We start from the raw sequence: 24373 nt of genomic DNA, 5'->3' as shown, positions 1-24373 counted from the left end.
TCGTTCACAGCCGGCTCACGACGGAGATCAGGATGTAGACGATGATCATCAGTACGAAGAAGGACAGGTCGAGCGCCACGCCCCCGAGACGCAGCGGCGGAATGAACCGCCGCAGAAGCTTGAGCGGTGGATCAGTGACAGTGTAGGTGGCCTCCAGAACGACCACCATCGCCTTGCCGGGTTGCCATGAGCGGGCGAACTGGAAGACGTAGTCCATGACCAACCGGAAAATCAGCACGATGAGGAAGCACATCAGCGCGATGTAAAGCACCTGCAAGACCACGCTCATGTCCGCGTTTCCCTCTCCCCTGATACTCGTACGTCTCAGCTCTGGTTGAAGAACCCGCCCTCTGCGATGCGAGCCTTGTCCTCCGCCGTTACATCGACGTTAGCAGGCGACAACAGGAACACCTTCTGCGTCACTCGTTCAATGCTGCCATGCAGACCGAAGACCAGACCGGCGGCAAAGTCGACAAGTCGCTTCGCGTCGGTGTCGTCCATCTCGGTCAGATTCATGATCACCGGAGTGCCCTCGCGGAAGTGTTCCCCGATGGTACGGGCCTCGTTGTAGGTCCGCGGGTGCAATGTGGTGATGCGGTAGGGCTCCCGCTCGGACACGACCTTGGGCATGATCACCGGTGCGTTCTTCTCCAGGCTCTGGCGTTCAGGTGTGATGGATGCCACGGGGGCGATTCGTGCTGGACGTCCGGATTCCGCGGCTAGCGAAGCGGAATGGACCGCCGGTTCGCGGGGGGCGGGCGGCTGCACCACTCGTACCGATTCGTCCCGTTGAGACTGATGGGACTGGTGCGACTGATGCGGCGGTTCATGCCGCCTGCGGTCGCGCTCGGGCTCCGGCTCGGGTTCGAACTCGTCATCGGGGTCGAACCCCGGACCGTCGTACCCATCGTCCTCCACGAGGCCGAGGTAGACCGCCATCTTGCGCATCGCGCCGGCCATGCTCTGAGTCCTCCGCTCTGTGGTGGATCGGCTGTCGTCACCAACTGCCCGCGATCCACGAGGCATCCCCGCTCAACAGCGGGAATGACCATATTTTCTGCTGTGGTCCGACTTCTTGGCGACGTTACCCGAGCCCGGGTCGGACTCCGAGTACCGCCGTACCGACGCGCACATGTGTCGCCCCGGCCGCGACGGCCTGTTCGAGGTCCGCACTCATCCCTGCTGACACCATGTTCGCAGCCGGATGGGTCGCGCGCATGAGGGTTGCGAATTCCATCAACCGCTCGAACGCCGCCTGTTGCCGTCCCGCGTACGGTCCGGTGAGCGGGGCGACCGTCATCAGACCGTCGAGCCGCAGCCCCGGCGCCCGGGCGACGAGGTCGGCCAACTCTTCGATTCCGCCCGGACCCACGCCCCCGCGCTCCCCGCGTCCGTTCTCCTCGGCGTCGAGCGCGACCTGGATCAGACAGCCGAGCTCACGCTCCGCGCGCACCGCCGCGGTCGAGAGGGCCGTGACGAGCTTGGGCCGGTCCACGGACTGCACCAGACCGGCATAACTCACCACGGACCGGACTTTATTGGTCTGCAATTGACCGACGAAGTGCCAGGTAAGGGGGAGATCCGCGCACTCGGCGGCCTTCGGTGCCGCGTCCTGGTCGCGGTTCTCCGCGACATGGCGCACACCGAGTTCCGACAGGATCCGCACATCGCTCGCCGGGTAGGTCTTGGTGACCACGATGAGGGTCACTTCCTCACGCTTGCGCCCGGCCGCCGCGCACGCCGCGGCGATGCGCTCCTCGACCTCCGCCAGATTCGCCGCGAGTTGACTCTTACGTTCCGTCATGTCCTATCAGTCCAGCCAGACATAGCCCGCGAGACGACCGGTCGTGCGGTCGCGGCGGTACGAGAAGTGGTCACCGGATTCCAGCGTGCACACCGGCGACTGCTCCCGGTCGTGCACCCCGAGCCGCTCCAGCTGGGCGTGCACCCCAGCGGTCACATCGACCGCCGGCGTACCCCAGCTCGTCACGGCGTGCGCCCCGGGCTCGACGGCGGCGACGCCGGCGCGCATCGCCTCGGGTACTTCGTAGCAACGCCCGCAGACGGCGGGCCCGGTGCGGGCGATGACGCGCCCCGGGTCGGCGCCGAGCCGCACCATGGCCTCGACGGCGGCCGGGACGACGCCCGCCACCATGCCGGGGCGCCCGGCGTGCGCCGCCGCCGCGACCTTGGCGACCGGATCGGCGAGCAGGACGGGCGTGCAGTCGGCGGTCAGGACGGCGAGCGCGAGTCCCCTGCGGGCGGTCACCACCGCGTCGACGGCCGGGATCTCGGCCTCGGAGCCCCAGGGGCCGTCGACCACGGCGACGTCGCGGCCGTGCACCTGGTTCATCCAGACGACCCGGCCCGGGTCGACGCCGAGGGACTTGGCGGCCAGCGCCCGGTTCTCCCGTACGGCTTGGGTGTCGTCGCCGACCGCGCCGCCGAGATTGAGCTCCTCGTACGGAACGGCGCTCACCCCGCCCCACCTGTCGGTGAAGGCGAAGTGCGCGCCGCTCACAGTGCTGTGCTCGCTTATCACTTCAAGAAGTCCGGCACGTCCAGCTCTTCGGCCTGGCTGTCCTGGTACGGACGGGCCGGCGGGACCTGCGGCGGGGTCGCGGGCACGGCCGGGGCCTCGCTCGCCGGGGCCGCCTCCACGGGCTCCGGGGTCGAGGGCTCGTCGCGCGACGTGACGCTGCCGAGGCCGCCGAAGGCCGGGCGGGACGATTCGGCGGGACGCGAGGGCGAGGACGGTGCGGGCTCGTCACGCTTGGCGGACGCGGACGCCGACGCGGACGCCGAACCAAGGACGTTGTCCCGCTTGGACGGCGGCTGCCCGCCGTCGAAGCCCGCCGCGATGACGGTGACCCTGACCTCGTCGCCGAGCGCGTCGTCGATGACCGCGCCGAAGATGATGTTGGCCTCGGGGTGCGCTGCCTCGCTGACCAGCTGGGCCGCTTCGTTGATCTCGAAGAGGCCGAGGTCCGAGCCGCCGGAGATGGAGAGCAGCACGCCGCGCGCTCCGTCGATGGACGCTTCGAGCAGCGGCGAGGAGATCGCCATCTCGGCGGCGGCCACCGCGCGGTCGTCGCCGCGGGCCGAGCCGATGCCCATGAGCGCCGAACCGGCCTCGGACATGACCGACTTGACGTCGGCGAAGTCGAGGTTGATCAGGCCGGGCGTGGTGATGAGGTCGGTGATGCCCTGGACACCGGAGAGCAGGACCTGGTCCGCCGACTTGAAGGCGTCGAGGACGGAGACCTGACGGTCCGAGATGGACAGGAGCCGGTCGTTGGGGATGACGATGAGGGTGTCGACCTCTTCGCGAAGCTCCGCGATGCCGTCCTCGGCCTGGTTGGCCCGGCGGCGGCCCTCGAAGGTGAACGGCCGGGTGACCACGCCGATGGTGAGGGCGCCGAGCGAGCGCGCGATGTTGGCGACGACGGGTGCGCCGCCGGTGCCGGTGCCACCGCCTTCGCCGGCGGTGACGAAGACCATGTCGGCCCCCTTGAGGACCTCCTCGATCTCCTCGCGGTGGTCCTCTGCGGCCTTGCGGCCGACGGCCGGGTTGGCGCCGGCGCCGAGTCCACGGGTGAGTTCACGGCCGACGTCGAGCTTGACGTCGGCGTCGCTCATCAACAGGGCTTGCGCGTCGGTGTTGATGGCGATGAACTCGACGCCCTTGAGACCGACCTCGATCATCCGGTTGATGGCATTGACACCACCGCCGCCGACACCGATGACTTTGATGACTGCGAGGTAGTTCTGCGGTGCTGCCACGTCGAAGGCCTCTCGCCTCGAGTTACGTGTCGCCGTTTCGCATCGATGCGAAGCGGCGACTGATGCCGAATGGGACGGTCCGAACGCCGACCCGAACCCTAACGCTGAAGTTTAGGGTTACCAGTGTGTCTGTTCCCTGGACTCTTCCGAACAGGACACTAAGTCGACAAGTGGCGCACGTTCAACGAACACGCCGAACCTCCCGTTTTTCTTTTCACCCTATGTGATCAGCCGTAGCGATGCCGAACCAGGGTGCTGGCCTGCGGCGATACGCGTCAACTCCCTGACGAGGCAGGGGCCGTGGGGACACTCACATCGAAGTGCCTTGCCTCGGGCGCCGCTTTCATCAGCGCGGTGAGAGTAGTGGCTTTCGCACGCCCCTTCTCGCCACTGCCCCAGACGACCGTGCGGCCGTGGCTCAACTCCACCGAGATGGAGTCGTACGAACGGACCTTGACGTTCCAGGTATCGCGGGCGACAGCTTTGGGCAGGTCACCGGCGACCCGGACCGCCTCGCGCACCAGCCGGTCGGTGCCGAACCGGCGCAGGCTCGCCGCCCCCTTCTCCCGGTCCGGCGCCAATTGAAGACGCGGAACGCCCTTGGGCGCGTGACCCACCGTGGCGAATCGCACTCCCTTGGCGTCCACTTCGATGAACTTTCCGCCCTTTTTGATGACGAGAACCGGCTTGCGTTCCGTCACTTCGAGGCTGATTCCGTGCGGCCATGACGGGACGGCCTCAACCGAGTCAATCCGGGGCAATTTCGAGCGGACCCGACTCTCAAGAGCTTCCGTGTCGACCGAAATCAGTGGCTCCCCGACGGGCGCCTGTGCCGCTTCGAGCACCTCTTCGGGCGTGAGCACCCGGGTGCCCGAAGTCTCCACGCGCTCCAGACGCAGCCACTGCGAGCCGTAGAGCACCCAGGCGGCCCCGGCCGCGAGGAGCACGGCGAGGGCCACGCGGGCGACCCGGGCGCGTGAACGCGGCGCCCTGGGGCGGCGGGTGCGGGGGCGCCGCGGGCGGGGCGGGCCGGACTTCTGTCGCTGCCGTACGGCGGTGGTCGGTCCGGCCACGGTCCCCTGCCTTCTCACGCGTTGCGGCGTGACGCAATCGCCTCGTACACCATGCCGACAAGCAGCTCGTCGGCGTCCCGGCGGCCGAACTCGGAGGCGGCGCGGGACATCTCGTACAGCCGGTGCGGGTCGGCCAGCACGGGCAGGACGTTGCCCTGGACCCACTCGGGCGTCAGTTCCGCGTCGTCGACCAGCAGTCCACCGCCGGCCTTGACCACCGGCTGGGCGTTCAGCCGCTGTTCGCCGTTGCCGATCGGCAGCGGGACGTACGCGGCGGGGAGCCCGACGGCGGAGAGTTCGGCGACGGTCATCGCGCCCGCGCGGCAGAGCATCATGTCGGCCGCGGCGTACGCGAGGTCCATCCGGTCCACGTACGGTACCGGGATGTACGGGGGCATTCCCGGCATCTGCTGTACATGCGGCAATTCGTTCTTCGGGCCGACCGCGTGCAGGATCTGGATGCCCGCGCGCTGGAGCACCGGGGCGGCCTGCTGGACGACCTCGTTGAGGCGCCGGGCGCCCTGTGAGCCGCCGGAGACGAGCAGGGTCGGCAGGTTGGGGTCGAGGCCGAAGGCGGCGCGCGCCTCCGGGCGGACCCGGGCCCGGTCGAGTGTGGCGATGGTGTGGCGCAGCGGGATCCCGATGTAGCGGGAGTTGCGCAGCTTGCTGTCGGGGGTGGCGACGGCCACCGCCGTGGCGTACCGCGAACCGATCTTGTTGGCGAGCCCGGGCCGCGCGTTGGCCTCGTGCACGACGATCGGCACCCCGGCCCGTTTGGCCGCGAGATAGCCGGGCAGGGCGACGTAGCCGCCGAAGCCGACGACGCAGTCCGCCTTGGTGCGCTCCAGGATCTGCTCGGCCGCCTTGATGGTGCCGCGCAGCCTTCCCGGGACGGTGATCAGCTCAGGGGTGGGCTTGCGGGGCAACGGCACGGCCGGGATCAGCGCGAGCTCGTAGCCCCGATCCGGTACGAGCCGGGTCTCGAGTCCACGCTCCGTGCCCAGGGCCGTGATGCCCACGGTCGGGTCCTGCCTCCGCAGGGCGTCCGCGAGGGCGAGCGCGGGCTCGATGTGGCCGGCGGTCCCCCCACCGGCGAGTACGACATGCACCGAAATTCACCGCTCTCCGGACGAACGCGCCTTGACGCGCCGTCGCATCGTGTTCCATCTCACCCGAGGTTGCCGCATGGCCAGGGCCGCCTTCGCAGCGGGGTCCGATCGCGCGAAGGCGATGAGGAGCCCGATGGCGAACATGGTCGGCAGCAGGGCCGAACCCCCGTAGGAGAACAGCGGGAGCGGGACACCGGCGATCGGCAGCAGACCGAGCACCGCACCGACGTTGATCACGGCCTGCGCCGTGATCCAGGTGGTCACGCCTCCCGCGGCATACCTCACGAAGGGGTCCTCCGTGCGTCCGGCCACGCGGATACCCGCATAGCCTAGAGCCGCGAACAGGGCGAGCACCGACAGTGTCCCCGCCAGACCGAGTTCCTCCCCGGTGATGGCGAAGATGAAGTCGGTGTGAGGTTCAGGAAGTTGACCCCATTTTTCCACACTCGCGCCGAGTCCGGAACCGAAGAATCCGCCAGAGGCCAGAGCGTAGATGCCGTGCACCGCCTGCCAGCACTGGTCGCCCGGGCCCGGATCGGTGGCACCGATGCAGGCGAGCCGCGCCATGCGGTTGGGGCTCGTCTTGATGAGGATCACACCGAGCAGGACCGCGACGCCGAGCACACCGGCGAACAGCCGGGTGGGGGCGCCCGCGAGCCACAGCAGGCCGAAAAGGATCGCGGTGAGAATGATCGCGGTGCCCATGTCCCCGCCGAGCATGATGAGCCCGAGCAGCATGAAAGTGACCGGGACCAGCGGCACAAGCATGTGTTTCCACTGGGTCAAAAGCCGCTTGTCATGTTTACGTGCAAGCAGATCGGCGCCCCACAGGACCAGGGCGAGCTTGCCGAACTCACTGGGCTGGAGCTGGAACGGGCCGCCCAGATAGATCCAGTTCTGGTTGCCGTTGACGCTGCGCCCTATCCCCGGGATCTGCACGAGGACCATCAGGAAGACGGTCGCCGCGAGCATCGGATAGGCCAGCGCCCGGTGGAGTTTGAGGGGCATCCGCATCGCGATCAGCAGCAGGATCGCGCCGATCACGGCGGCGACGAACTGCTTGCGGAAGAAGTACGAGGCGGGCAGGTCGAGCTGCAGCGCCTGGATCATCGACGCCGAGTAGACCATCACCAGGCCGAGCACGGTGATCAGGAGGCTGCTGCCGAAGATGAGGTAGTACGCGGTCAGCGGCCGGTCCCAGGCCCGGCGGAGCTGGTTGTAGAGCCGCCGGGGCCCGTTCTCGCCCGGAGGGTGGGAGGCACCTCTGGCGCGTACCGGAGCCGGTCGTTTGGCGTCTCGCACGGAAGACCTGGCCACGTTCCCCTCCCAAGGGTGTGCCCGGCGCCGGCCGGACGGAAGACCCGGTCAGGCGCGCGTGGAGCCGAGTGCGCGGACGGCGTCCGCGAACGCCTCACCACGCTTGTTGTAGTTGGTGAACATGTCCATCGAGGCACAGGCCGGGGCCATCAGCACGGTGTCCCCCGGCTGAGCCAGCTCGGCCGCACGTTGTACGGCCTCGGACATCGCCCCAGTGTCGGTCCGGTCGAGGTCGACGACCGGGACCTCGGGCGCGTGTCGCGCGAGGGCTTCACGGATCAGCGCGCGGTCGGCGCCGATGAGGACGGCTCCGCGCAGCCGCTTCGCGGCGCCCGCGACGAGCTCGTCGAAGGTGGCGCCCTTGGCGAGCCCGCCCGCGATCCAGACGATCGACTCGTACGCCGCCAACGACGCCTGCGTGGCGTGGGTGTTGGTGGCCTTGGAGTCGTCGACGTACGCGACGCCCTCGACCTCGGCGACGTGCTCGATGCGGTGGGCGTCCGGGCGGAAGGCGCGCAGGCCGTCGCGTACGGCCGTCGCCTGGACGCCGAAGGCGCGGGCGAGGGCCGCGGCGGCCAGCGCGTTGGCGATGTTGTGCGGCGCGGGCGGCTGGACGTCGGAGATCTCGGCGAGCTCCTGGGCCTGCTTCTGGCGGTCCGGCACGAACGCACGGTCGACCAGGATGCCGTCGACGACGCCCAGTTGCGAGGGCGCGGGCGCGTTCAGCGTGAAACCGATGGCGCGGCAGCCCTCTTCGACGTCGGCCTCGCGGACCAGGTCCTCGGTGGACGGTCTGTCGGAGGCATCGACGTTGTAGACGCAGGCGATCTGATTGCCCTCGTAGACGCGGCCCTTGTCGGCCGCGTACGCCTCCATGGAGCCGTGCCAGTCGAGGTGGTCGGGCGCGAGGTTCAGGACCGCCGCCGAGTGGGCGCGCAAGGAGGGCGCCCAGTGCAGCTGGTAGGACGACAGCTCGACGGCCAGCACGTCGTACGCGTCGTCGCCTTCGAGGATCACGTCCACGATCGGGGTGCCGATGTTGCCGACGGCGGCCGTGCGCAGGCCCGCCGCCGACAGGATCGAGGCGAGCATCCGCGTGGTCGTCGTCTTGCCGTTGGTGCCCGTGATCGCGAGCCAGGGCGCCGCGCCCGGACCGCGCAGCCGCCAGGCGACCTCGACGTCCCCGACGACGTCCACGCCCGCCTCCGCGGCCGCGGCGAACAGCGGCGACGACGGCTTCCAGCCCGGCGAGGTGACGACCAGGTCGGTGCCCTCGGGGAGCGTCTCGGCGTCCCCCAGGCGTACGGAGATGCCCTCGCCCCGGAGCGAGGCGGCGCGCTCCTGGTGCGCCGCCCCCGAGCCGCCGTCCACGACGGTCACCGACGCGCCGAGGCCGGCCAGGGCGCGGGCGGCGCTGATGCCGCTCACGCCGAGACCGGCGACGGTGATGTTCTTGCCCTGCCAGTCGGACGCAGAGGTCACTTTTCGGCTGCCCATCCCGCGTAGAAGAGACCGAGGCCGACGATCACGCACATGCCCTGGATGATCCAGAAGCGGACCACCACAAGGACCTCGGACCACCCCTTGAGTTCGAAGTGGTGCTGGAGTGGCGCCATCCGGAAGACGCGCTTTCCGGTCATCTTGAACGAGCCGACCTGGATGACCACCGACATGGTGATCATCACGAAGAGACCGCCGAGGAGCGCGAGCAGCAGCTCCGTGCGGGAGCAGATCGCGAGGCCGGCGAGCGCGCCGCCGAGGGCGAGCGAGCCGGTGTCACCCATGAAGATCTTGGCGGGCGAGGTGTTCCACCACAGGAAGCCGAAGCAGGCGCCCATCAGCGCGGAGGCCACGACCGCGAGGTCGAGCGGGTCTCTGACCTCGAAGCAGGCCTGCGGGTTGGTCAGCGTCGTCGCGTTGGCGCAGGACTCCTGGTACTGCCAGACACCGATGAAGGTGTACGCGCCGAAGACCATCACGGAGGCACCGGTGGCGAGGCCGTCCAGACCGTCGGTGAGGTTCACGCCGTTCGACATCGCGAGGATCATGAACAGCGCCCAGACCACGAACAGGACCGGGCCGATCGACCAGCCGAAGTCCGTGACGAACGACAGCTTGGTGGAGGCGGGCGTCTGGTTGCGGTTGTCCGGCCAGTTCAGCGCCAGCACGGCGAAGCCGATGCCGACGATCAGCTGGCCGGCCATCTTCGCCTTGGCGCGCAGACCGAGCGATCGCTGCTTGACGATCTTGATGTAGTCGTCGAGGAAGCCGACGAGGCCCATGCCCGCCATCAGGAAGAGCACCAGGAGGCCGGAGAGCGTGGTCTCCGTGCCGGTGATGATCTTCGTGAGGAAGTACGCGATGAGCGTGGCCAGGATGAAGGCGATGCCACCCATGGTCGGCGTACCGCGCTTGCTGTGGTGCTCGCGCGGGCCGTCGTCCCGGATGAACTGGCCGTAACCCTTGCGGGCCAGGAGTTTGATCAGCAGCGGGGTGCCGACCAGGGTCAGGAAGAGCCCGATCACACCCGCGAAGAGGATCTGCCTCATCGGCCGGAGACCTGCCCCTCAGAAGACACCGCGGCGTCGTCGAGCAGCGCCGTGGCGACCCGCTCCAACCCGACCGACCTGGACGCCTTCACCAGCACGACGTCTCCTGGGCGCAGCTCGCTGCGCAGCAGGTCGATCGCCGCCTGTGCGTCGGACACGTGCACCGACTCCTCACCCCACGAACCCTCGTTGTATGCGCCCAGTTGGAGCCAGGACGCTTCCCTGCCCCCGACTGCCACGAGCTTGCTCACGTTGAGCCGGACGGCAAGGCGTCCGACCGCGTCGTGCTCGGTGAGACCCTCGTCCCCGAGCTCGGCCATCTGACCGAGCACCGCCCACGTACGGCGCCCCTGGCCCATGGCCGCGAGCGCGCGCAGGGCCGCTCGCATGGACTCGGGGTTCGCGTTGTAGGCGTCGTTGACGACTGTCACACCGTCCGGGCGCTCGGTGACCTCCATCCGCCAGCGGGACAGCGTGCCCGCCTCGGAGAGCGCGAGGGCGATCTCGTCGACGGACATGCCCAGCTCATGGGCGACGGCGGCCGCGGCAAGCGCGTTCGACACGTGGTGCTCACCGTACAGCCGCATGGTCACGTCGCTGCACCCGGAGGGTGTGTGCAGCGTAAAAGCAGGCTGTCCGTTCTCCATGAGACGGACATTCTCGGCACGTACGTCGGCGTCGTCGGCCTCGCCGAAGAGGACGATCCGCGCCTTCGTGCGCGAAGCCATGGCGCGGACGAGCGGGTCGTCGGCGTTGAGGATCGCGGCCCCGTCCGCGGGCAGCGCCTCCACCATCTCGCCCTTCGCTTCCGCGATCTGCTCACGTCCGCCGAACTCGCCGATGTGGGCGGTGCCGACGTTCAGGACGAGGCCGATCTTCGGCGGCGTGAGGCCGGCGAGATAGCGAATATGGCCGATTCCGCGCGCCCCCATCTCCAGGACGAGGAAGCGCGTCCCCTCGGTGGCGCTGAGCGCGGTCAGCGGCAAGCCGATCTCGTTGTTGAGGGAGCCCGGCGTGAAGACCGTGGGCGCCTTGCGCCGCAGCACCTGGGCGAGCAGGTCCTTGGAGGTGGTCTTGCCGACCGAGCCGGTCAGCGCGACCAGGGTCGCGCCGAGCCGCTCCACGACATGGCGTGCGAGGGCGCCGAGCGCCGCCTGTACGTCGTCCACGACGACGGCGGGCACGCCGACCGGCCGCGAGGCGAGCACGGCGACCGCGCCCGCCGCGACCACGTCGGCCGCGTAGTCGTGGCCGTCGACGCGCTCGCCGACGAAGGCGACGAAGAGGCTGCCGGGCTCCACTTCACGGGAGTCCCGGACGACGGGTCCGGTCACCTGGATGGCCGGATCCGGTATGTCGTACGTCTGCCCGCCGACGACAGTGGCGATCTCGGCGAGGGAGAGGGCGATCACAACTTCATCCCTGGGTTTGCTGGATAGCTTCGCGAAGTACCTGGCGGTCGTCGAAGGGACGCACCACCCCGGCGATGTCCTGTCCCTGCTCGTGGCCCTTGCCCGCGACCAGCACGGTGTCACCGGGTTCGGCGCGGGCGACGGCCGCGGCGACGGCGGCGGCGCGGTCCTCGAAGACGGCGACGTCGCCGCGTTCATGGGCCGGCACCTCGGCGGCGCCGGCGAGCATCGTGGCGAGGATCGCGAGGGGGTCCTCGCCACGGGGGTTGTCGGAGGTCAGTACGGCGGTGTCGGCGAGGCGGGCCGCGGCCGCGCCCATCGGCATCCGCTTGGTCTTGTCGCGGTCGCCGCCGCAGCCGAGCACGATGTGCAGCTTGCCCTCGGTGACCTTGCGCAGGGCGCGCAGGACCGATTCGACGGCGTCCGTCTTGTGGGCGTAGTCGACGACCGCGAGGTAGGGCTGGCCCGCGTCGACGCGCTCCAGGCGGCCCGGCACGCCGGGCACCGCGGCGACGCCGTCGGCGGCCTGCTGCGGGTCGATCCCCGCGACGGCCAGCGAGACGATCGCGGCGAGGGTGTTGGCGACGTTGAAGGGGCCCGCCAGCGGGGATTTCGCCGTGACGCGCTCGCCCTTGGGGCCGACCGCGACGAACGTCGAGTCGAGCGGCCCGACCTCGACGCCCTCGGCGCGCCAGTCGGCGTCGGGGTGCCCCTCGGCGGAGAAGGTGGTGACGGGCACCTCGGACTCGGTGATGAGCCGACGCCCGTACTCGTCGTCGAAGTTGACCACGCCGAGCCGCGCGCGCCGCTCGGTGAAGAGCTGCGCCTTGGCCTGGAAGTAGTCCTCCATCCCGGAGTGGAACTCCATGTGCTCCGGGCTGAGGTTGTTGAAGACGGCGACGTCGAAGACGCAGCCGTCGACCCGCCCGAGCACCAGAGCGTGGCTGGAGACCTCCATGGCGACCGCCTCGACGCCGCGCTCGCGCATCACCGCGAACAGCGCCTGGAGGTCGGTGGCTTCGGGGGTCGTACGTTCCGACTTCATGCGCTCGTCGCCGATGCGCGTCTCGACCGTGCCGATGAGGCCCGTCGCGCGCAGGCCCTTGAGCCCGCCCTCGATGAGGTAGGCGGTGGTGGTCTTGCCGGACGTACCGGTGATGCCGATCTGCAGGAGGCCGCGGCCGGGGTGGCCGTAGACCGCCGCCGCCAGCTCGCCCATCCGGTCGCGCGGACTGTCGACGACCAGGACCGGAAGGCCGGTCGCGGCCGCGCGCTCGGCGCCCGTCGGGTCGGTGAGGATGGCCGCGGCGCCGAGGTCGGCGGCCTGCGCGACGAAGTCGGCGCCGTGCATGCGGGCACCGGGCAGCGCGGCGTAGATGTCACCGGGGCGCACCGCGCGCGAGTCGTGCGTGATGCCCGTGATCTCCGTGCTGTCTGCGTTCCCCTCGACGGCGACGCCCAGCCGGCCCGCTAGCTCCGTCAGCGAGGTCGCGGAGACCTGGTCCGGCCGCGGCGGTCCCGGATATGTCACGGGAGCGCCCTTCTGGGTGGTTTGGGACTGATCAGCGTGTGGCACGGCGGTGAGCGTACCGGGCGCACCCCCCGTGGGGCCAAAAGGGAGGGGCCTGCGCGTAGCGCCGTCGGGCAGGGGTGGTGGCGGGAGACGGGTGGGCGGGCGGTGCGGCGAGGGGTGGTTCCCCGGGTCGGGGGTGATCGTTGTCACGGGCGGTTCCTGGTCGGTCTGCGGGCTAGAAGGTGACGGGAAGGCGGGCCGGACCGCTCCCCGTGGGCGGGACTTGGAGCGTCTTCAGGGCGAACTCCATGACTTCCTTGTAGATGGGTCCGCAGATCTGACCGCCGAAGTAGCTGCCCTTGGTCGCGTTCTGGATCGCGCAGTAGACCGTGACGCGCGGCTTGTCGGCGGGCGCGAAGCCGGCGAAGGACGAGGTGTAGCCCTTGTAGCGGCCGGTCGCCGGGTCGACCCGGTTGGCCGTACCGGTCTTGCCCGCGACGCGGTAGCCGGGGATGCGGGCCTTGGTGCCGGTGCCCTCTTCGTCGTCGACGACGGATTCGAGCATCTGCGACAGGGTCTTCGCCGTCTTCTCGCTCACCACGCGGGTCTTCTTGGGTTTCGGCGCGGGCTTGAAGGCGCCGTCGGGGCCCTTCGCGCCGCGTACCAGCGTGGGCTCGACGCGTACGCCGCCGTTGGCGATCGTCGAGTAGACCGAGGCCGCCTGCATGGCGTTGATCGAGACGCCCTGGCCGAACGGGATCGTGAACTGCTGGGAGGTGGACCACTTGCCTGCGGGCGCGAGGATGCCGGACGTCTCGCCGGGGAAGCCGAGCCCGGTCTCCTTGCCGAGGCCGAACTTCCGCAGGTACGCGTAGAGGACCTCGTTGGCCTCTCGCTGCGTCTTGCCCAGCTGCCCGGTGGCGAGGATCGTGCCGATGTTGGAGGACTTGGCGAGCACGCCGTTGAGCGTCAGGCTCCAGGTGGGGTGGTCGATGTCGTCCTGGAAGAGGCGGTCGCCGCGGTGCAGCCGGTTGGGCACCGTCACATGGGTGCCGGGCGTGGCCACGTTCTCCTCGAGGACCGCCGCCATCGACATGACCTTGGCGGTGGAGCCGGGCTCGAAGGCGTCCTGGAGGGCGGCGTTGCCGAGCGCCGCGCCACTGGCCTTCGAGAGGTCGTTGGGGTCGAAGCTGGGGGCGTTGGCCATCGCGAGGACCTCACCGGTGCGGGTGTCCTGCACTATCACGTAGCCGCGGTCGGCCTTGGACCTCTCGACCTGCTTGCTGATGGCGTTCTGCGCGGCCCACTGGATGTCGCGGTCGATGGTGAGTTCGATGTCGGAGCCGGGCACCGCGGGCGTCTCCGTGGAGCCCGCGGTCGGCACACGGCGGCCGCCGGACTGGGCGTAGCGGATCTTGCCGTCCTCGCCCGCCAGCTGCTTGTCGAGCTGCCGCTCCAGACCGCCGCCGCCCTTGCCGTTGGTGCTGACCCAGCCCAGTATCCCGGCGGCCAGGGCGCGGTTGGGATAGACCCGCTTGCTGCTCGGGTCGGCGAGGACACCGGCCAGCACGTTCGGGGAGTCGGGGTCGGCGTCCGCCTTCTCGGCGAGCGCGCCGCGCAGGTCCTTGATCTGCTTCCACACCTTGGGGGTCTGGCGCTGCGCGAGCAGGACGTAGCGGGTGTCGCGGGTCTTGAGCTTCTTGGTGAGCTCGGCGGCGCTCTTGCCGAGGATGGGCGCCAGGAGCGCGGCGGCCTGCTCGGGCGCGTCCTTGGTCTTCATCTCCTTCCGCGTGAACAGCGTGGGGTCCGCCGTGATGTCGTACGCGTCCACGCTGGCGGCCAGTTCGACGCCGCCGCGGTCGGTGATGCGCCCGCGCTCGGCCGCCAGGGTGTGCGTGAAGTAGCGGTTCTTCTCGGCCTTGGCCGCGTACACGCCGGCGTCGACGGCCTGCACCTGGAGCAGCCGTACGACGAAGGCCAGCATCACCAGCGTCAGGCCCAGGCTGACCATGCGCAGCCGGGGGCGGGGGCTGCCCAGGCGGATGGTGCGGGGCTTGGCCTTCTGTCCGGGGCGGCGGGCGGCGGAGCGCCCTGCGGAGACCGGGCGGCGGGGCGCGGCGGAGCGCGCGGGCTTGGCGGGCCCTGGCACCCGGCGCCGCGGGGGTTCCCTGTCGGACACTTAACGTCACCTGCCGGGGGTCGTCGTGGGGCCGGGCTTCATGGGCCGGGGAGCCGCGGCTCGGGGGGCCACCGGCTGAGGGGCCGTCGGCCGCGAGGTCACGGTCGCCGGGGCGGGTGCCGGGGGCGGGACGGGGATCGGGACGGAGACCGCCGGGGGCGCCGCTTCCTGCGGGCGCGGCGCGGGCGGGGCGGCGCCGGGCACGCCGCGCACGGTGCCGTCGGGGTCGAGGAAGGCCGGGTCGCCGCCGGGGACCATGCCGAGCTTTTCGGCGCGCCGCTGGAGGGCGTCGGGGGCCGCGTAGCCGTCCACGTCGCGCTGGAGCTGCTGCTCCTCCTCGGTGAAATCCTTTATCTCCTTCTTGAGCTCGCTCACCTGGAACGAGCCTTCGTTGAGCGAGGAGTTCAGGACGAGCAGCATGATCAGGCCGCCGCCGAGGAGCAGTACGACGAGGAGGACGAAGGGCGTGCGCGCGGCCTGGTTCGGCCCTTGTGGCAGCAGTCGCGCGAGGCGGGCGGCCCTCCCCCTCAGCTCGGGCTTCTTGCTCATGGAGCCTCCTCGCGGACTCTGATCAGCGGACTCTGATCAGCGGGTGCTGCTCAGCGGACGTCTTCCCGTACGCGCTGCGCGCCCCGCAGCCGCGCCGGGGCCGCCCTGCGGTTCTCGGCGACCTCTTCCTCGGTGGGCAGTTCGGCACCGCGGGTCAGAAGCTTGAGCCGCGGCTGGTAGCGCTCGGGGACGACCGGCAGGCCGGGCGGGGCCGTGTTCGCGGCACCGGCCGCGAATACCTGCTTGACCAGGCGGTCTTCGAGCGAGTGGTACGACAGGACGGCGATCCGGCCACCGACGGCGAGCGTCTTCACGGCCGCGGGCACGGCCCGCTCCAGGACGCTCAGTTCGCCGTTGACCTCGATGCGCAGGGCCTGGAAGGTGCGCTTGGCGGGATTGCCGCCGGTGCGCTTGGCGGCCTGCGGCAGGGAGTCGCGGATGAGTTCGACGAGCCGCGCGCTGTTGCTGAACGGCTCCTTCTCACGCTCGCGCACGACGGCGCTGACGATGCGCTTGGCCTGCTTCTCCTCGCCGTACTGGCGCAGGATCCGCACCAGTTCACCCGGTGCGTACGTGTTGAGGACCTCGGCCGCGCTGATGCCGGTCGTCTGGTCCATGCGCATGTCCAGGGGCGCGTCCTGGGCGTACGCGAATCCCCGGTCCGCCTCGTCCAGCTGCATGGAGGAGACGCCGAGGTCGAAGAGGACACCCTGGACGCGCGGGACGTCCAGGCGGTCGAGCACCTCGGGGAGTTCGTCGTAGACGGCGTGCACCAGGGTGGCCCGGTCGCCGTAGGGGGCGAGCCGCTCACCGGACAGGCGCAGCGCCTCCTTGTCCCGGTCCAGGGCGATGAGGCGCGCCGACGGGAAGGTGGCCAGGAGGGCCTCGCTGTGGCCGCCGAGGCCCAGGGTGCAGTCGACGACGACCGAGCCCGGCTCGGCGAGGGCGGGGGCCAACATGTCCAGGCACCGCTGGAGCATCACCGGGACGTGTCGGCTGTTGTCGGTCAAGGGGCCCTCTCAGGTCCGGCGCGGCGTCCGTACGCACTGCCGGGTCCCCGCCCGCTCCGTGAAGGGGAATGGTCCGCCGGCGCCGGGGAAGTGGCGTCAGCCGACCGGGAGCGGGAGGAGGCCGAGCCGTACGTACGCGCCGCGCACGTGGGGATTCAGGGAATCTCCGGGATGTGCGGTCCAGTGGGGAGCAGGTCACGCCTCCCGCTTCGCGTCACTTTAGTCCACGGTGTCGCCCGGTCAATCAACCGGCCTGCGCGTCGCGGGCCGGTCGAGAACAGACGTGCAAATCGGTCGAAACAACCCATTCGGGTGCAGCCGCCGCACTGCTGTGGGTTACCTCACAACAAGAGTCTTTGGCGTTCTTTGTCCCTTCTCACAGCGGGCCGAGTCGATCACTGACCACTAACGTCAGAACCATGTCGACTTCCGCATCCCCTCTGGGCCGCACCCCCGCAGAGCCGATCGGCGACACAGCCGTCGGCACGGTCACCGACCGCCTGGTCGAGGCGAACGAGAGATACGCCGCCGACTTCACCGACCCGGGCATGGACGCCCGTCCCGTCCTGCGCGTCGCCGTCGTCGCCTGCATGGACGCCCGCCTCGACCTGCACGCCGCGCTCGGCCTCGAACTGGGCGACTGCCACACCATCCGCAACGCGGGCGGCGTGGTCACCGACGACGTCATCCGCTCCCTGACCATCAGCCAGCGCGCCCTGGGCACCCGCAGCGTGGTCCTCATCCACCACACCGGCTGCGGCCTGGAGTCCCTCACCGAGGAGTTCCGGCAGGACCTGGAGAACGAGGTCGGCCAGCGGCCGACCTGGGCGGTGGAGTCCTTCCGCGACGTCGAGCAGGACGTACGCCAGTCGATGCAGCGCGTGCGGACCTCGCCGTTCCTGCCGCACACCGACGACATCCGCGGATTCGTGTTCGACGTGACGACGGGTCTGCTGCGGGAGATCGATCCCGCATGACGCTCCCATGCCCGCTGCATGACTGACAAAAGGTCGTAAGACCCGACAAATCGGCGCCAGTTATCCACAGGCGAGTGACACGACCCGGTATGCCCAACAACAATGCGGGAGGTGACACCACGCGGACCATTCACGCGTGGTGTCGGTGAATTCGTGTGGACCGGGTCGTGCGCGTGAGCGGCGGCCCGGCAATGGGGTATCCCCTGCTCCTCGAGAGCGCGGGGAAGGGCCGAGGAGGGCCGGGTGACGACCTATGACGATCGAGCGAGCCTTACAGATCTGACCACCACAGCGGAGCGTGTCCGCAGGTCGGTGGAGAGTGTGATCGAGGGCAAGCCGGAGGTCGTACGGCTCTCGCTGACCGTGCTCCTCGCCGAGGGGCACCTGCTCATCGAGGACGTGCCGGGCGTGGGCAAGACCATGCTCGCCAAGGCGCTCGCGCGGTCCATCGACTGCTCGGTGCGGCGGATCCAGTTCACGCCGGACCTGCTGCCCTCGGACATCACCGGGGTGTCCATCTTCGACCAGCAGCGCAGGGACTTCGAGTTCAAGCCGGGCGCCATCTTCGCGCAGATCGTGATCGGCGACGAGATCAACCGCGCCTCTCCGAAGACGCAGTCCGCGCTCCTGGAGTCCATGGAGGAGCGGCAGGTCACCATCGACGGGCAGACGTACGAACTGCCCAGCCCGTTCATGGTGGTGGCCACCCAGAACCCCGTGGAGATGGAGGGCACCTACCCCCTGCCCGAGGCGCAGCGCGACCGCTTCATGGCGCGCGTCTCGATCGGCTATCCGTCCCCGGAGGCCGAGTTGCAGATGCTCGACGTGCACGGCGGCGTCTCGCCCCTGGACGACCTCCAGCCGGTGGCGCACGCGCACGACATGGTGAAGCTCATCGACGCGGTCCGCACGGTCCACGTGGCCGACACCGTCCGGCGGTACGCCGTGGACCTGGTCGCCGCCACCCGCAACCACCCGGATCTCAGACTCGGGGCCTCCCCGCGCGCCACGCTGCACCTGCTGCGCGCCGCCAAGGCCTCCGCCGCGCTCAGCGGCCGGGAGTTCGCCCTGCCGGACGACGTGCAGGCCCTAGCCGTCGCGGTCCTCGCGCACCGCCTGCTGCCCACCGCGCAGGCCCAGCTGAACCGCCGTACGGCCGAATCGGTCGTCCTCGAAATCCTCCAGCACACCCCGGTCCCCGCCGCCGCGCAGCCGGGCAACGGCGGCTTCTTCGACCAGCATCCGCCCAACCGGCCTCCGCCCGGCGCTCGGGGGCTGTGATGACGGCCGGGGGGAGGCCGTCGGGTCCCGCCGATGACGAAAAGGGCGGGCTGCGCACGGCCCTCGCGGGCCTGACCACCCGCGGACGTTCCTTCCTGGCGGCCGGCATCGCCGCCGCCATCTGCGCCTACGTGCTCGGCCAGAGCGACCTGCTGCGCGTCGGGCTGCTGCTCGCCGTGCTGCCGCTGGTCTGCGCCGTCGTCCTCTTCCGCACCCGCTACCGCGTCGCGGGCAGCCGCAGGCTCTCTCCCGCGCGCGTGCCGGCCGGTTCCGAGGCCCGCGTCCATCTGCGCATGGACAACGTCTCCCGGCTGCCCACCGGACTGCTGATGCTCCAGGACCGGGTGCCGTACGTCCTTGGGCCCCGGCCCCGGTTCGTGCTCGACCGCGTGGAGGCGGGCGGGCGCCGCGAGGTCTCCTACCGGGTCCGCTCCGACCTGCGTGGACGCTATCCGCTGGGGCCGCTGCAACTGCGTCTGACGGACCCGTTCGGGATGTGCGAGCTGACCCGCTCCTTCTCGACGTACGACACCTTGACGGTCATCCCGCGCGTGGAGGCGCTGCCCCCGGTGCGGCTCACGGGCGAGGCCAAGGGGTACGGCGACGGGCGCAACCGCTCGCTGGCGCTCGCCGGTGAGGACGACGTCATCCCGCGCGGGTACCGCCACGGCGACGACCTGCGCCGGGTCCACTGGCGCTCCACCGCGCGCTACGGCGAGCTGATGGTCCGCCGCGAGGAGCAGCCGCAGCGGGCCCGCTGCACGGTGCTCCTGGACACCCGGGGCGCCGGCTTCCGGGGCGCGGGGCCCGACTCGGCCTTCGAGTGGGCGGTCTCCGGCACGGCGTCCACACTGGTGCACATGCTCGAACGGGGCTTCTCCGTCCGGCTCCTGACCGATACGGGCACCTCGGTGCCGGGCGAGGGTTCCGACGGCTTCGCGGGCGCGAGCCAGGAGTCCGCGGACGCGGCCGGGCTGATGATGGACACCCTCGCGGTCGTCGACCACTCCGACGGAGCCGGGCTCTCGCGCGCGTACGACGTGCTGCGCGGCGGCAACGAAGGCCTTCTCGTCGCCTTCCTCGGCGACCTCGACGAGCAGCAGGCGGCGATCGTCGCCAAGATGCGCCGGCGCAGTGGCGCCGCGGTCGCCTTCGTCCTGGACAGCGCGGCCTGGGCGCAGGGCCCCGGCGGTGTGCCTTCCGAGGCCGGTGACGCGCGGGTGCGGATGCTGCGCGCGGCAGGCTGGACGGCGCTGGCGGCGCCCCCGGGGTCGAGCCTGACGGACCTGTGGCGCCAGGCGGACCACGCCCGCACGAGCGCGGGCGCCGCGCCCTCCGCGGGGACGACGACGAGCGGGGGCTGGGGATGACGACCGGGGGCCGGGGATGAGGGCGCCGCACGGATCGCCGGGTGGCCCGCGCGCGGGTGGCCCGGCCGCACGGCAGGGACGTACGACAGTGGGGGGACGCTCATGAGTGGACGCGCGCGGCTCGCGCTGTGCGCCACCGCGGCCACGGTGATGGCCTCGGGGGCGCTGCTGCCGCTCGTCGATCCGGCGACGTGGTTCCTGCAGGCGGTGATCCTGCTCGCGATGCAGAGCGGGGTGGGCGCGCTGGCCCGGCGGGTGCCGCTGGCCAGGCCGCTCACCGTGGTGGTGCAGGCGCTGGTGACGCTGCTGCTGCTCACCCTGGTCTTCGCCCGCGAGCAGGCCCTCGCGGGGATCGTGCCGGGGCCCGAGGTGTTCCGGCGCTTCGGGCTGCTCCTGGAGGCGGGCGGTGACGACGTCGGGCGGTACGCGATCCCGGCGCCGCTCAGCGACGGCATCCGGCTGATGCTGGTCGGCGGCGTCCTGGTGATCGGCCTCGCGGTGGACGCCCTCGCGGTGACGTTCCGTACGGCGGCCCCCGCCGGGCTGCCGCTGCTCGCGCTGTACTCGGTCGCGGCGGGCCTGTCCGGGGACGGCGCCGGGTGGCTGTGGTTCCTGCTCGCCGCCTCCGGCTATCTGCTGCTGCTCCTGGCCGAGGGCCGGGACCGGCTCTCCCAGTGGGGCCGCGTCTTCGGTGGCGCGGCGCGCGCTCCGGGGCGGATCTCCGGGGGCCTGGAGAGCAGTTCCGGAGCGGTCGCCCCGGTCCGCACGGGGCGGCGCATCGGCGCCCTGGCCCTGGGCATCGCCCTGGTGGTGCCGGTCGTGCTGCCGGCCCTGGACGGTGGCCTCCTGGACGGCTCCGGCGGCCCGGGCGGGGGCGGCTCGGGCGGCGGCGGGACGATCTCCGCCGTGAATCCGCTGGTCGCGCTCCAGGACAGCCTGAACCAGCCGGAGGACCGCGAGGTCATCTCGTACCGCACGAACGCCGAGCGGTCCGACGAGCTGTATCTGCGGATCGTCTCGCTCGACCAGTTCGACGGCACCACCTGGAAGACCACCGTCCGGCGCATCCAGGACGTGCCGTCACCCCTGCCGGCCCCCCAGGGGCTGTTCCCCGACGTCCGCAGGACCGAGATCCGGACGAACATCGAGGCCGCCGACGGCTACGCGCAGAACTGGCTGCCCATGCCCTTCCCGGCCAGTCAGGTGAAGATCGACGGCCGCTGGCGGTACGAGCCGGTGGGCCGTGCCCTCGTCGGCGACCGGGGCCAGACCACGCGAGGCTCCGAGTACCAGGTCACGAGCCTGGTCGTGGAGCCCACGGCCGAGCAGCTGGCGAACGCGTCCCCGCCCCCGGCGGATCTGCGGCGCGAGTTCACGAAGGTGCCGGACTCCCTGCCGGACATGGTCGCGGACACGGCCCGCCGGGTCACCAAGGATGCCGCGAACCCGTACGAGCAGGCGGTCAGGCTCCAGGACTACTTCGCTTCGGACGGCGGGTTCACGTACAACACCCAGGTGCGGGCGGGCAGCGGTCCCGCCGCGATCGAGAAGTTCCTGAAGCAGAAGGAAGGCTTCTGCGTCCACTTCTCCTTCGCGATGGCCTCCATGGCGCGGACGCTGGGCATACCGGCCCGGGTCGCCGTGGGCTTCACTCCGGGCTCCGCGCAGGCCGACGGCTCGATGTCGGTCGGGCTGCGAGACGCGCACGCCTGGCCCGAGCTGTACTTCGAGGGCGTGGGCTGGACCCGTTTCGAGCCGACGCCGAACCGCGGCTCGGTGCCCGAGTACACGCGCTCCGACGTCCCCTCCGGCGGCGTGAGCGACCCGGACACCCCGGAGCCGTCCCGCTCCTCGGAGCCGTCCACGGCGCCCTCGGCGTCGGACAGCTGCCCGCCCGACATGAGGAAGGAGGGTGGCTGCGCGAGCGCCGCCCCGCAGGTCGCGGCCGGGTCGGGGGGTGACGGGCCGCCCATCGGGATGATCGTCCTGGTGGCCCTGGCGGCGCTGCTCCTCATCCTGGTGCCGCTGCTGCCCCTGCTGTGGCGCTCCCGCGTGCAGACGGTGCGGCTGGGCCCTGTCGTCGGTGGGCCGACGGTCACCATGGCGCCCGCGGTCTCCACGGCGCGGACCCTGTCCGCCTGGCTCGAAGTGACCGATACGGCCTGGGACCACGGCATTGAGCCGGACGAGTCACAGACCCCCCGGAAGGCCGCCGCGCGGATCGTCCGCGTCGGGCAGCTGACCACAGGGCCCGCGGAGGCCGCCCACCGGGTGGCGACCGCCGTGGAGCAGGCGCTCTACGCGCCGAACCCGCGGCTTCCCGTGACGGGGCTCTCCGAGGATGTGCGGCGCGTACGTGAGGGGCTGCGGGCCTCGGCGAGCCGGTCCGCCCGGCTGCGGGCGACGCTCGCGCCGCGTTCGGCCGCACGGGTGGTGTGGGCCGCCTCGGACCGCTGGGCGGCGTTCAGCGCGCACTGGAGCAAGCGGGCCGCCAAGCGGTGGGCGGCGCTGACCCGGAGGCTGCCGCGGCGGCTGCTGCGGCGGGCTTCACCGGAGAGCTGAGGCGGGGGATTGCCTGCCGGCCGGGGCATGTATGAGCGCCCCGGCCGGGACACCCGTGAGCCGGGACATGCGTGAGGGGTGACCGCCCTTGGGTGGTCACCCCTCACGCACACTCAAGTCCGTCCGGTCAGCCTCGCGGGGCCGAGCTCACTGACCACCCTGCTGTTCGTCGCGGCGGCGCTGCCACCGCTGCTCGATGCGGTCCATGACCGAACGGCGCTGCCTTGTCTGCCGACGAGCCTGGGGCCCACCTTGCGCGGCCGCGCCCGCGGGCTGTTCGCCCGGCTTCGGGGCCTTGCGCCAACCGGTGACGGCGAGCACCGCGCAGCCCAGCATGACGAGGAACCCCACCACGCTGATCCAGATCTGCTGGGCGACCATTCCGGCCATGAGAAGGGCGATGCCCACCAGGAAGCCGACGACCGCTTGGTAGACCCGCTTCCGGGTGTACGTACGCAGCCCGCTTCCCTCAAGCGCTGTCGCGAATTTGGGATCTTCGGCGTACAGCGCTCGCTCCATCTGCTCGAGCATGCGCTGCTCGTGCTCCGAGAGCGGCACGGAGTCCTCCTCATCGTGCAGTCGCCGGGGCGACCGGGGGTCCCCTTCAGGATAGGCAGGGAATCGCCCCCGTGAAACCCGCCCCTCTGCGCCAACTTCGCCAAACCGGACCTTCACATCGCTCCGGCTCGCTGAAGCGTGCATTCCCCAGCGGCCGGGCCGTCATGCAGGACGGTGTCCCTCGATCATACGGCGCCGGTAGCCCGTTCGGGGGTCCTGTGGCGTACTCCATGTGCGGCTGCGTCGCTGATCAGCGGGGCGGCCGCAGGCGCACCTCACGCTTCGGCGGTACCGCGCGCCTCACCGAGCACATGCAGCTGGGTGGCCACGGAGTGGAAGGCGGGCAGTTCGGCGGCGGCGGCCTCCAGCTTGAGGAGGGCCTCCAGAGCGCCCGGCTCGGTGTCGACGAGGACGCCGGGGACCAGGTCGGCGAAGACCCGCACGCCGTGCACCGCGTCGACGCGCACGCCCGCGGCCTCGACCAGTTCGGTGAGCTGCTCGGCGGTGAAGCGGCGCGGCACGGGGTCGCCCGCGCCCCAGCGGCCCGCCGGGTCGGTGAGCGCGGTCTGCGCCTCCTTGAAGTGACCGGCGAGGGCCCGCGCCAGCACGGCCCCGCCGAGGCCGGCGCCGAGCAGGCTCAGGACTCCGGAGGGGCGCAGCGCGTCGACGGCGAGGCGCACGCCCTCGGCCGGGTCGTCCACGTACTCCAGGACGCCGTGGCACAGGACGGCGTCGAAGCCGCCGCGCTCCACCACGTCGAAGAGGCCGAGGATGTCGCCCTGGACGCCACGCACGCGCTCCGCGACACCGGCCTCGGCGGCCCGGCGCTCCAGTGCGAACAGGGCGTTGGGGCTGGGGTCGACGACCGTGACACGGTGACCGAGGCGGGCGACGGGCACCGCGAAGTTGCCGCTGCCGCCTCCGGTGTCGAGCACGTCGAGTTCGGTGCGCGGCTGTGGGCCCGTGGCCTTGAGGCGGCGGTCAAGGGCGTCGCTCAGGACGTCCCAGACCACGGCGGTACGCAGAGAGGCGCGGGGACGAGGGGGGTCGGAGCGCGGCGACGCCGTTTGAGGGCGGTGGTGGGAGACGGGCGGGCGCATCGGGTCCGACACGGCAGTTGACTCCTCGGCG

The 24373-nt window shown here is 71.0% G+C and carries 21 protein-coding genes; 4 read left to right on the top strand and 17 right to left on the bottom strand.

Going from position 1 to position 24373, the window contains the following annotated elements; all coding sequences use genetic code 11:
• Positions 1-4: 4 nt before the first annotated feature.
• The 15 genes from ACWDZ7_RS10785 to rsmH all read right to left on the bottom strand — a co-directional run bounded on the left by ACWDZ7_RS10785 (position 5) and on the right by rsmH (position 16494).
• Entirely contained in the window at positions 5-289 is a 285-nt protein-coding gene (locus tag ACWDZ7_RS10785; RefSeq protein WP_055528652.1) for a YggT family protein, read from the bottom strand.
• Between the two features lie 35 nt (positions 290-324).
• Entirely contained in the window at positions 325-960 is a 636-nt protein-coding gene (locus tag ACWDZ7_RS10780) for a cell division protein SepF (RefSeq protein WP_451796342.1), read from the bottom strand.
• Positions 961-1084: 124 nt separating this feature from the next.
• Positions 1085-1804, bottom strand: coding sequence for a YggS family pyridoxal phosphate-dependent enzyme (locus tag ACWDZ7_RS10775; protein ID WP_451796341.1), 720 nt, complete (start codon positions 1802-1804; stop codon positions 1085-1087).
• A 6-nt stretch (positions 1805-1810) separates the two neighbouring features.
• Positions 1811-2521, bottom strand: a complete 711-nt coding sequence (gene pgeF, locus ACWDZ7_RS10770; RefSeq protein WP_451796340.1) for a peptidoglycan editing factor PgeF — start codon at positions 2519-2521, stop codon at positions 1811-1813.
• A 17-nt stretch (positions 2522-2538) separates the two neighbouring features.
• Complete coding sequence (ftsZ, locus tag ACWDZ7_RS10765) at positions 2539-3783, bottom strand: cell division protein FtsZ (RefSeq protein ID WP_451796339.1); 1245 nt, start codon at positions 3781-3783, stop codon at positions 2539-2541.
• A 275-nt stretch (positions 3784-4058) separates the two neighbouring features.
• Positions 4059-4856, bottom strand: a complete 798-nt coding sequence (locus ACWDZ7_RS10760) for a cell division protein FtsQ/DivIB (RefSeq protein ID WP_451796338.1) — start codon at positions 4854-4856, stop codon at positions 4059-4061.
• Positions 4857-4870: 14 nt separating this feature from the next.
• Positions 4871-5965, bottom strand: coding sequence for an undecaprenyldiphospho-muramoylpentapeptide beta-N-acetylglucosaminyltransferase (gene murG / locus ACWDZ7_RS10755; protein WP_451796337.1), 1095 nt, complete (start codon positions 5963-5965; stop codon positions 4871-4873).
• Positions 5966-5971: 6 nt separating this feature from the next.
• Positions 5972-7282: a putative lipid II flippase FtsW gene (ftsW, locus tag ACWDZ7_RS10750; RefSeq protein ID WP_451796336.1), complete on the bottom strand. Its 1311-nt coding sequence runs from the start codon at positions 7280-7282 to the stop codon at positions 5972-5974.
• A 48-nt stretch (positions 7283-7330) separates the two neighbouring features.
• A complete protein-coding gene (murD, locus tag ACWDZ7_RS10745; protein WP_451796335.1) occupies positions 7331-8764 on the bottom strand; it encodes a UDP-N-acetylmuramoyl-L-alanine--D-glutamate ligase in 1434 nt (477 codons plus the stop codon).
• Positions 8761-9831 carry a phospho-N-acetylmuramoyl-pentapeptide-transferase gene (mraY, locus tag ACWDZ7_RS10740; protein WP_358584294.1) on the bottom strand — a complete coding sequence of 357 codons (1071 nt, stop codon included), beginning with the start codon at positions 9829-9831 and terminating at the stop codon, positions 8761-8763. Before mraY ends, murD begins: the two co-directional genes overlap by 4 nt.
• Entirely contained in the window at positions 9828-11243 is a 1416-nt protein-coding gene (locus tag ACWDZ7_RS10735; RefSeq protein WP_451796334.1) for a UDP-N-acetylmuramoyl-tripeptide--D-alanyl-D-alanine ligase, read from the bottom strand. Before ACWDZ7_RS10735 ends, mraY begins: the two co-directional genes overlap by 4 nt.
• 4 nt (positions 11244-11247) lie before the next feature.
• A complete protein-coding gene (locus ACWDZ7_RS10730; RefSeq protein WP_451796333.1) occupies positions 11248-12966 on the bottom strand; it encodes a UDP-N-acetylmuramoyl-L-alanyl-D-glutamate--2,6-diaminopimelate ligase in 1719 nt (572 codons plus the stop codon).
• A gap of 25 nt (positions 12967-12991) precedes the next feature.
• A complete protein-coding gene (locus ACWDZ7_RS10725) occupies positions 12992-14935 on the bottom strand; it encodes a peptidoglycan D,D-transpeptidase FtsI family protein (protein WP_451796332.1) in 1944 nt (647 codons plus the stop codon).
• Positions 14936-14941: 6 nt separating this feature from the next.
• Entirely contained in the window at positions 14942-15484 is a 543-nt protein-coding gene (locus ACWDZ7_RS10720) for a septum formation initiator family protein (RefSeq protein WP_451796331.1), read from the bottom strand.
• A 50-nt stretch (positions 15485-15534) separates the two neighbouring features.
• On the bottom strand, positions 15535-16494 hold the full coding sequence (rsmH, locus tag ACWDZ7_RS10715; RefSeq protein WP_451796330.1) for a 16S rRNA (cytosine(1402)-N(4))-methyltransferase RsmH: 960 nt from the start codon (positions 16492-16494) through the stop codon (positions 15535-15537).
• Between the two features lie 356 nt (positions 16495-16850).
• Between rsmH and ACWDZ7_RS10710 the strand changes: the two genes are divergently transcribed.
• The 4 genes from ACWDZ7_RS10710 to ACWDZ7_RS10695 all read left to right on the top strand — a co-directional run bounded on the left by ACWDZ7_RS10710 (position 16851) and on the right by ACWDZ7_RS10695 (position 22684).
• Complete coding sequence (locus tag ACWDZ7_RS10710) at positions 16851-17471, top strand: beta-class carbonic anhydrase (RefSeq protein WP_451796329.1); 621 nt, start codon at positions 16851-16853, stop codon at positions 17469-17471.
• Between the two features lie 243 nt (positions 17472-17714).
• A complete protein-coding gene (locus ACWDZ7_RS10705; RefSeq protein WP_451796328.1) occupies positions 17715-18752 on the top strand; it encodes an AAA family ATPase in 1038 nt (345 codons plus the stop codon).
• Positions 18752-20122 (top strand): DUF58 domain-containing protein, encoded by a 1371-nt coding sequence (locus ACWDZ7_RS10700; RefSeq protein WP_451796327.1) that lies wholly within the window; start codon positions 18752-18754, stop codon positions 20120-20122. Before ACWDZ7_RS10705 ends, ACWDZ7_RS10700 begins: the two co-directional genes overlap by 1 nt.
• A 102-nt stretch (positions 20123-20224) precedes the next feature.
• On the top strand, positions 20225-22684 hold the full coding sequence (locus ACWDZ7_RS10695) for a transglutaminase TgpA family protein (RefSeq protein WP_451796326.1): 2460 nt from the start codon (positions 20225-20227) through the stop codon (positions 22682-22684).
• 147 nt (positions 22685-22831) lie between these two features.
• On the opposite strand, the gene ACWDZ7_RS10690 is transcribed toward ACWDZ7_RS10695, so the two are convergent.
• Together ACWDZ7_RS10690 and ACWDZ7_RS10685 are read right to left on the bottom strand one after the other, a co-directional pair.
• Positions 22832-23242, bottom strand: coding sequence for a DUF3040 domain-containing protein (locus ACWDZ7_RS10690; protein WP_451518286.1), 411 nt, complete (start codon positions 23240-23242; stop codon positions 22832-22834).
• Between the two features lie 275 nt (positions 23243-23517).
• A complete protein-coding gene (locus ACWDZ7_RS10685; RefSeq protein WP_451796325.1) occupies positions 23518-24354 on the bottom strand; it encodes a class I SAM-dependent methyltransferase in 837 nt (278 codons plus the stop codon).
• Positions 24355-24373 lie beyond the last annotated feature (19 nt).

The organism is Streptomyces sp. NPDC003032 (assembly GCF_053591415.1).
This window is presented reverse-complemented; position numbering and strand designations above follow the sequence as displayed.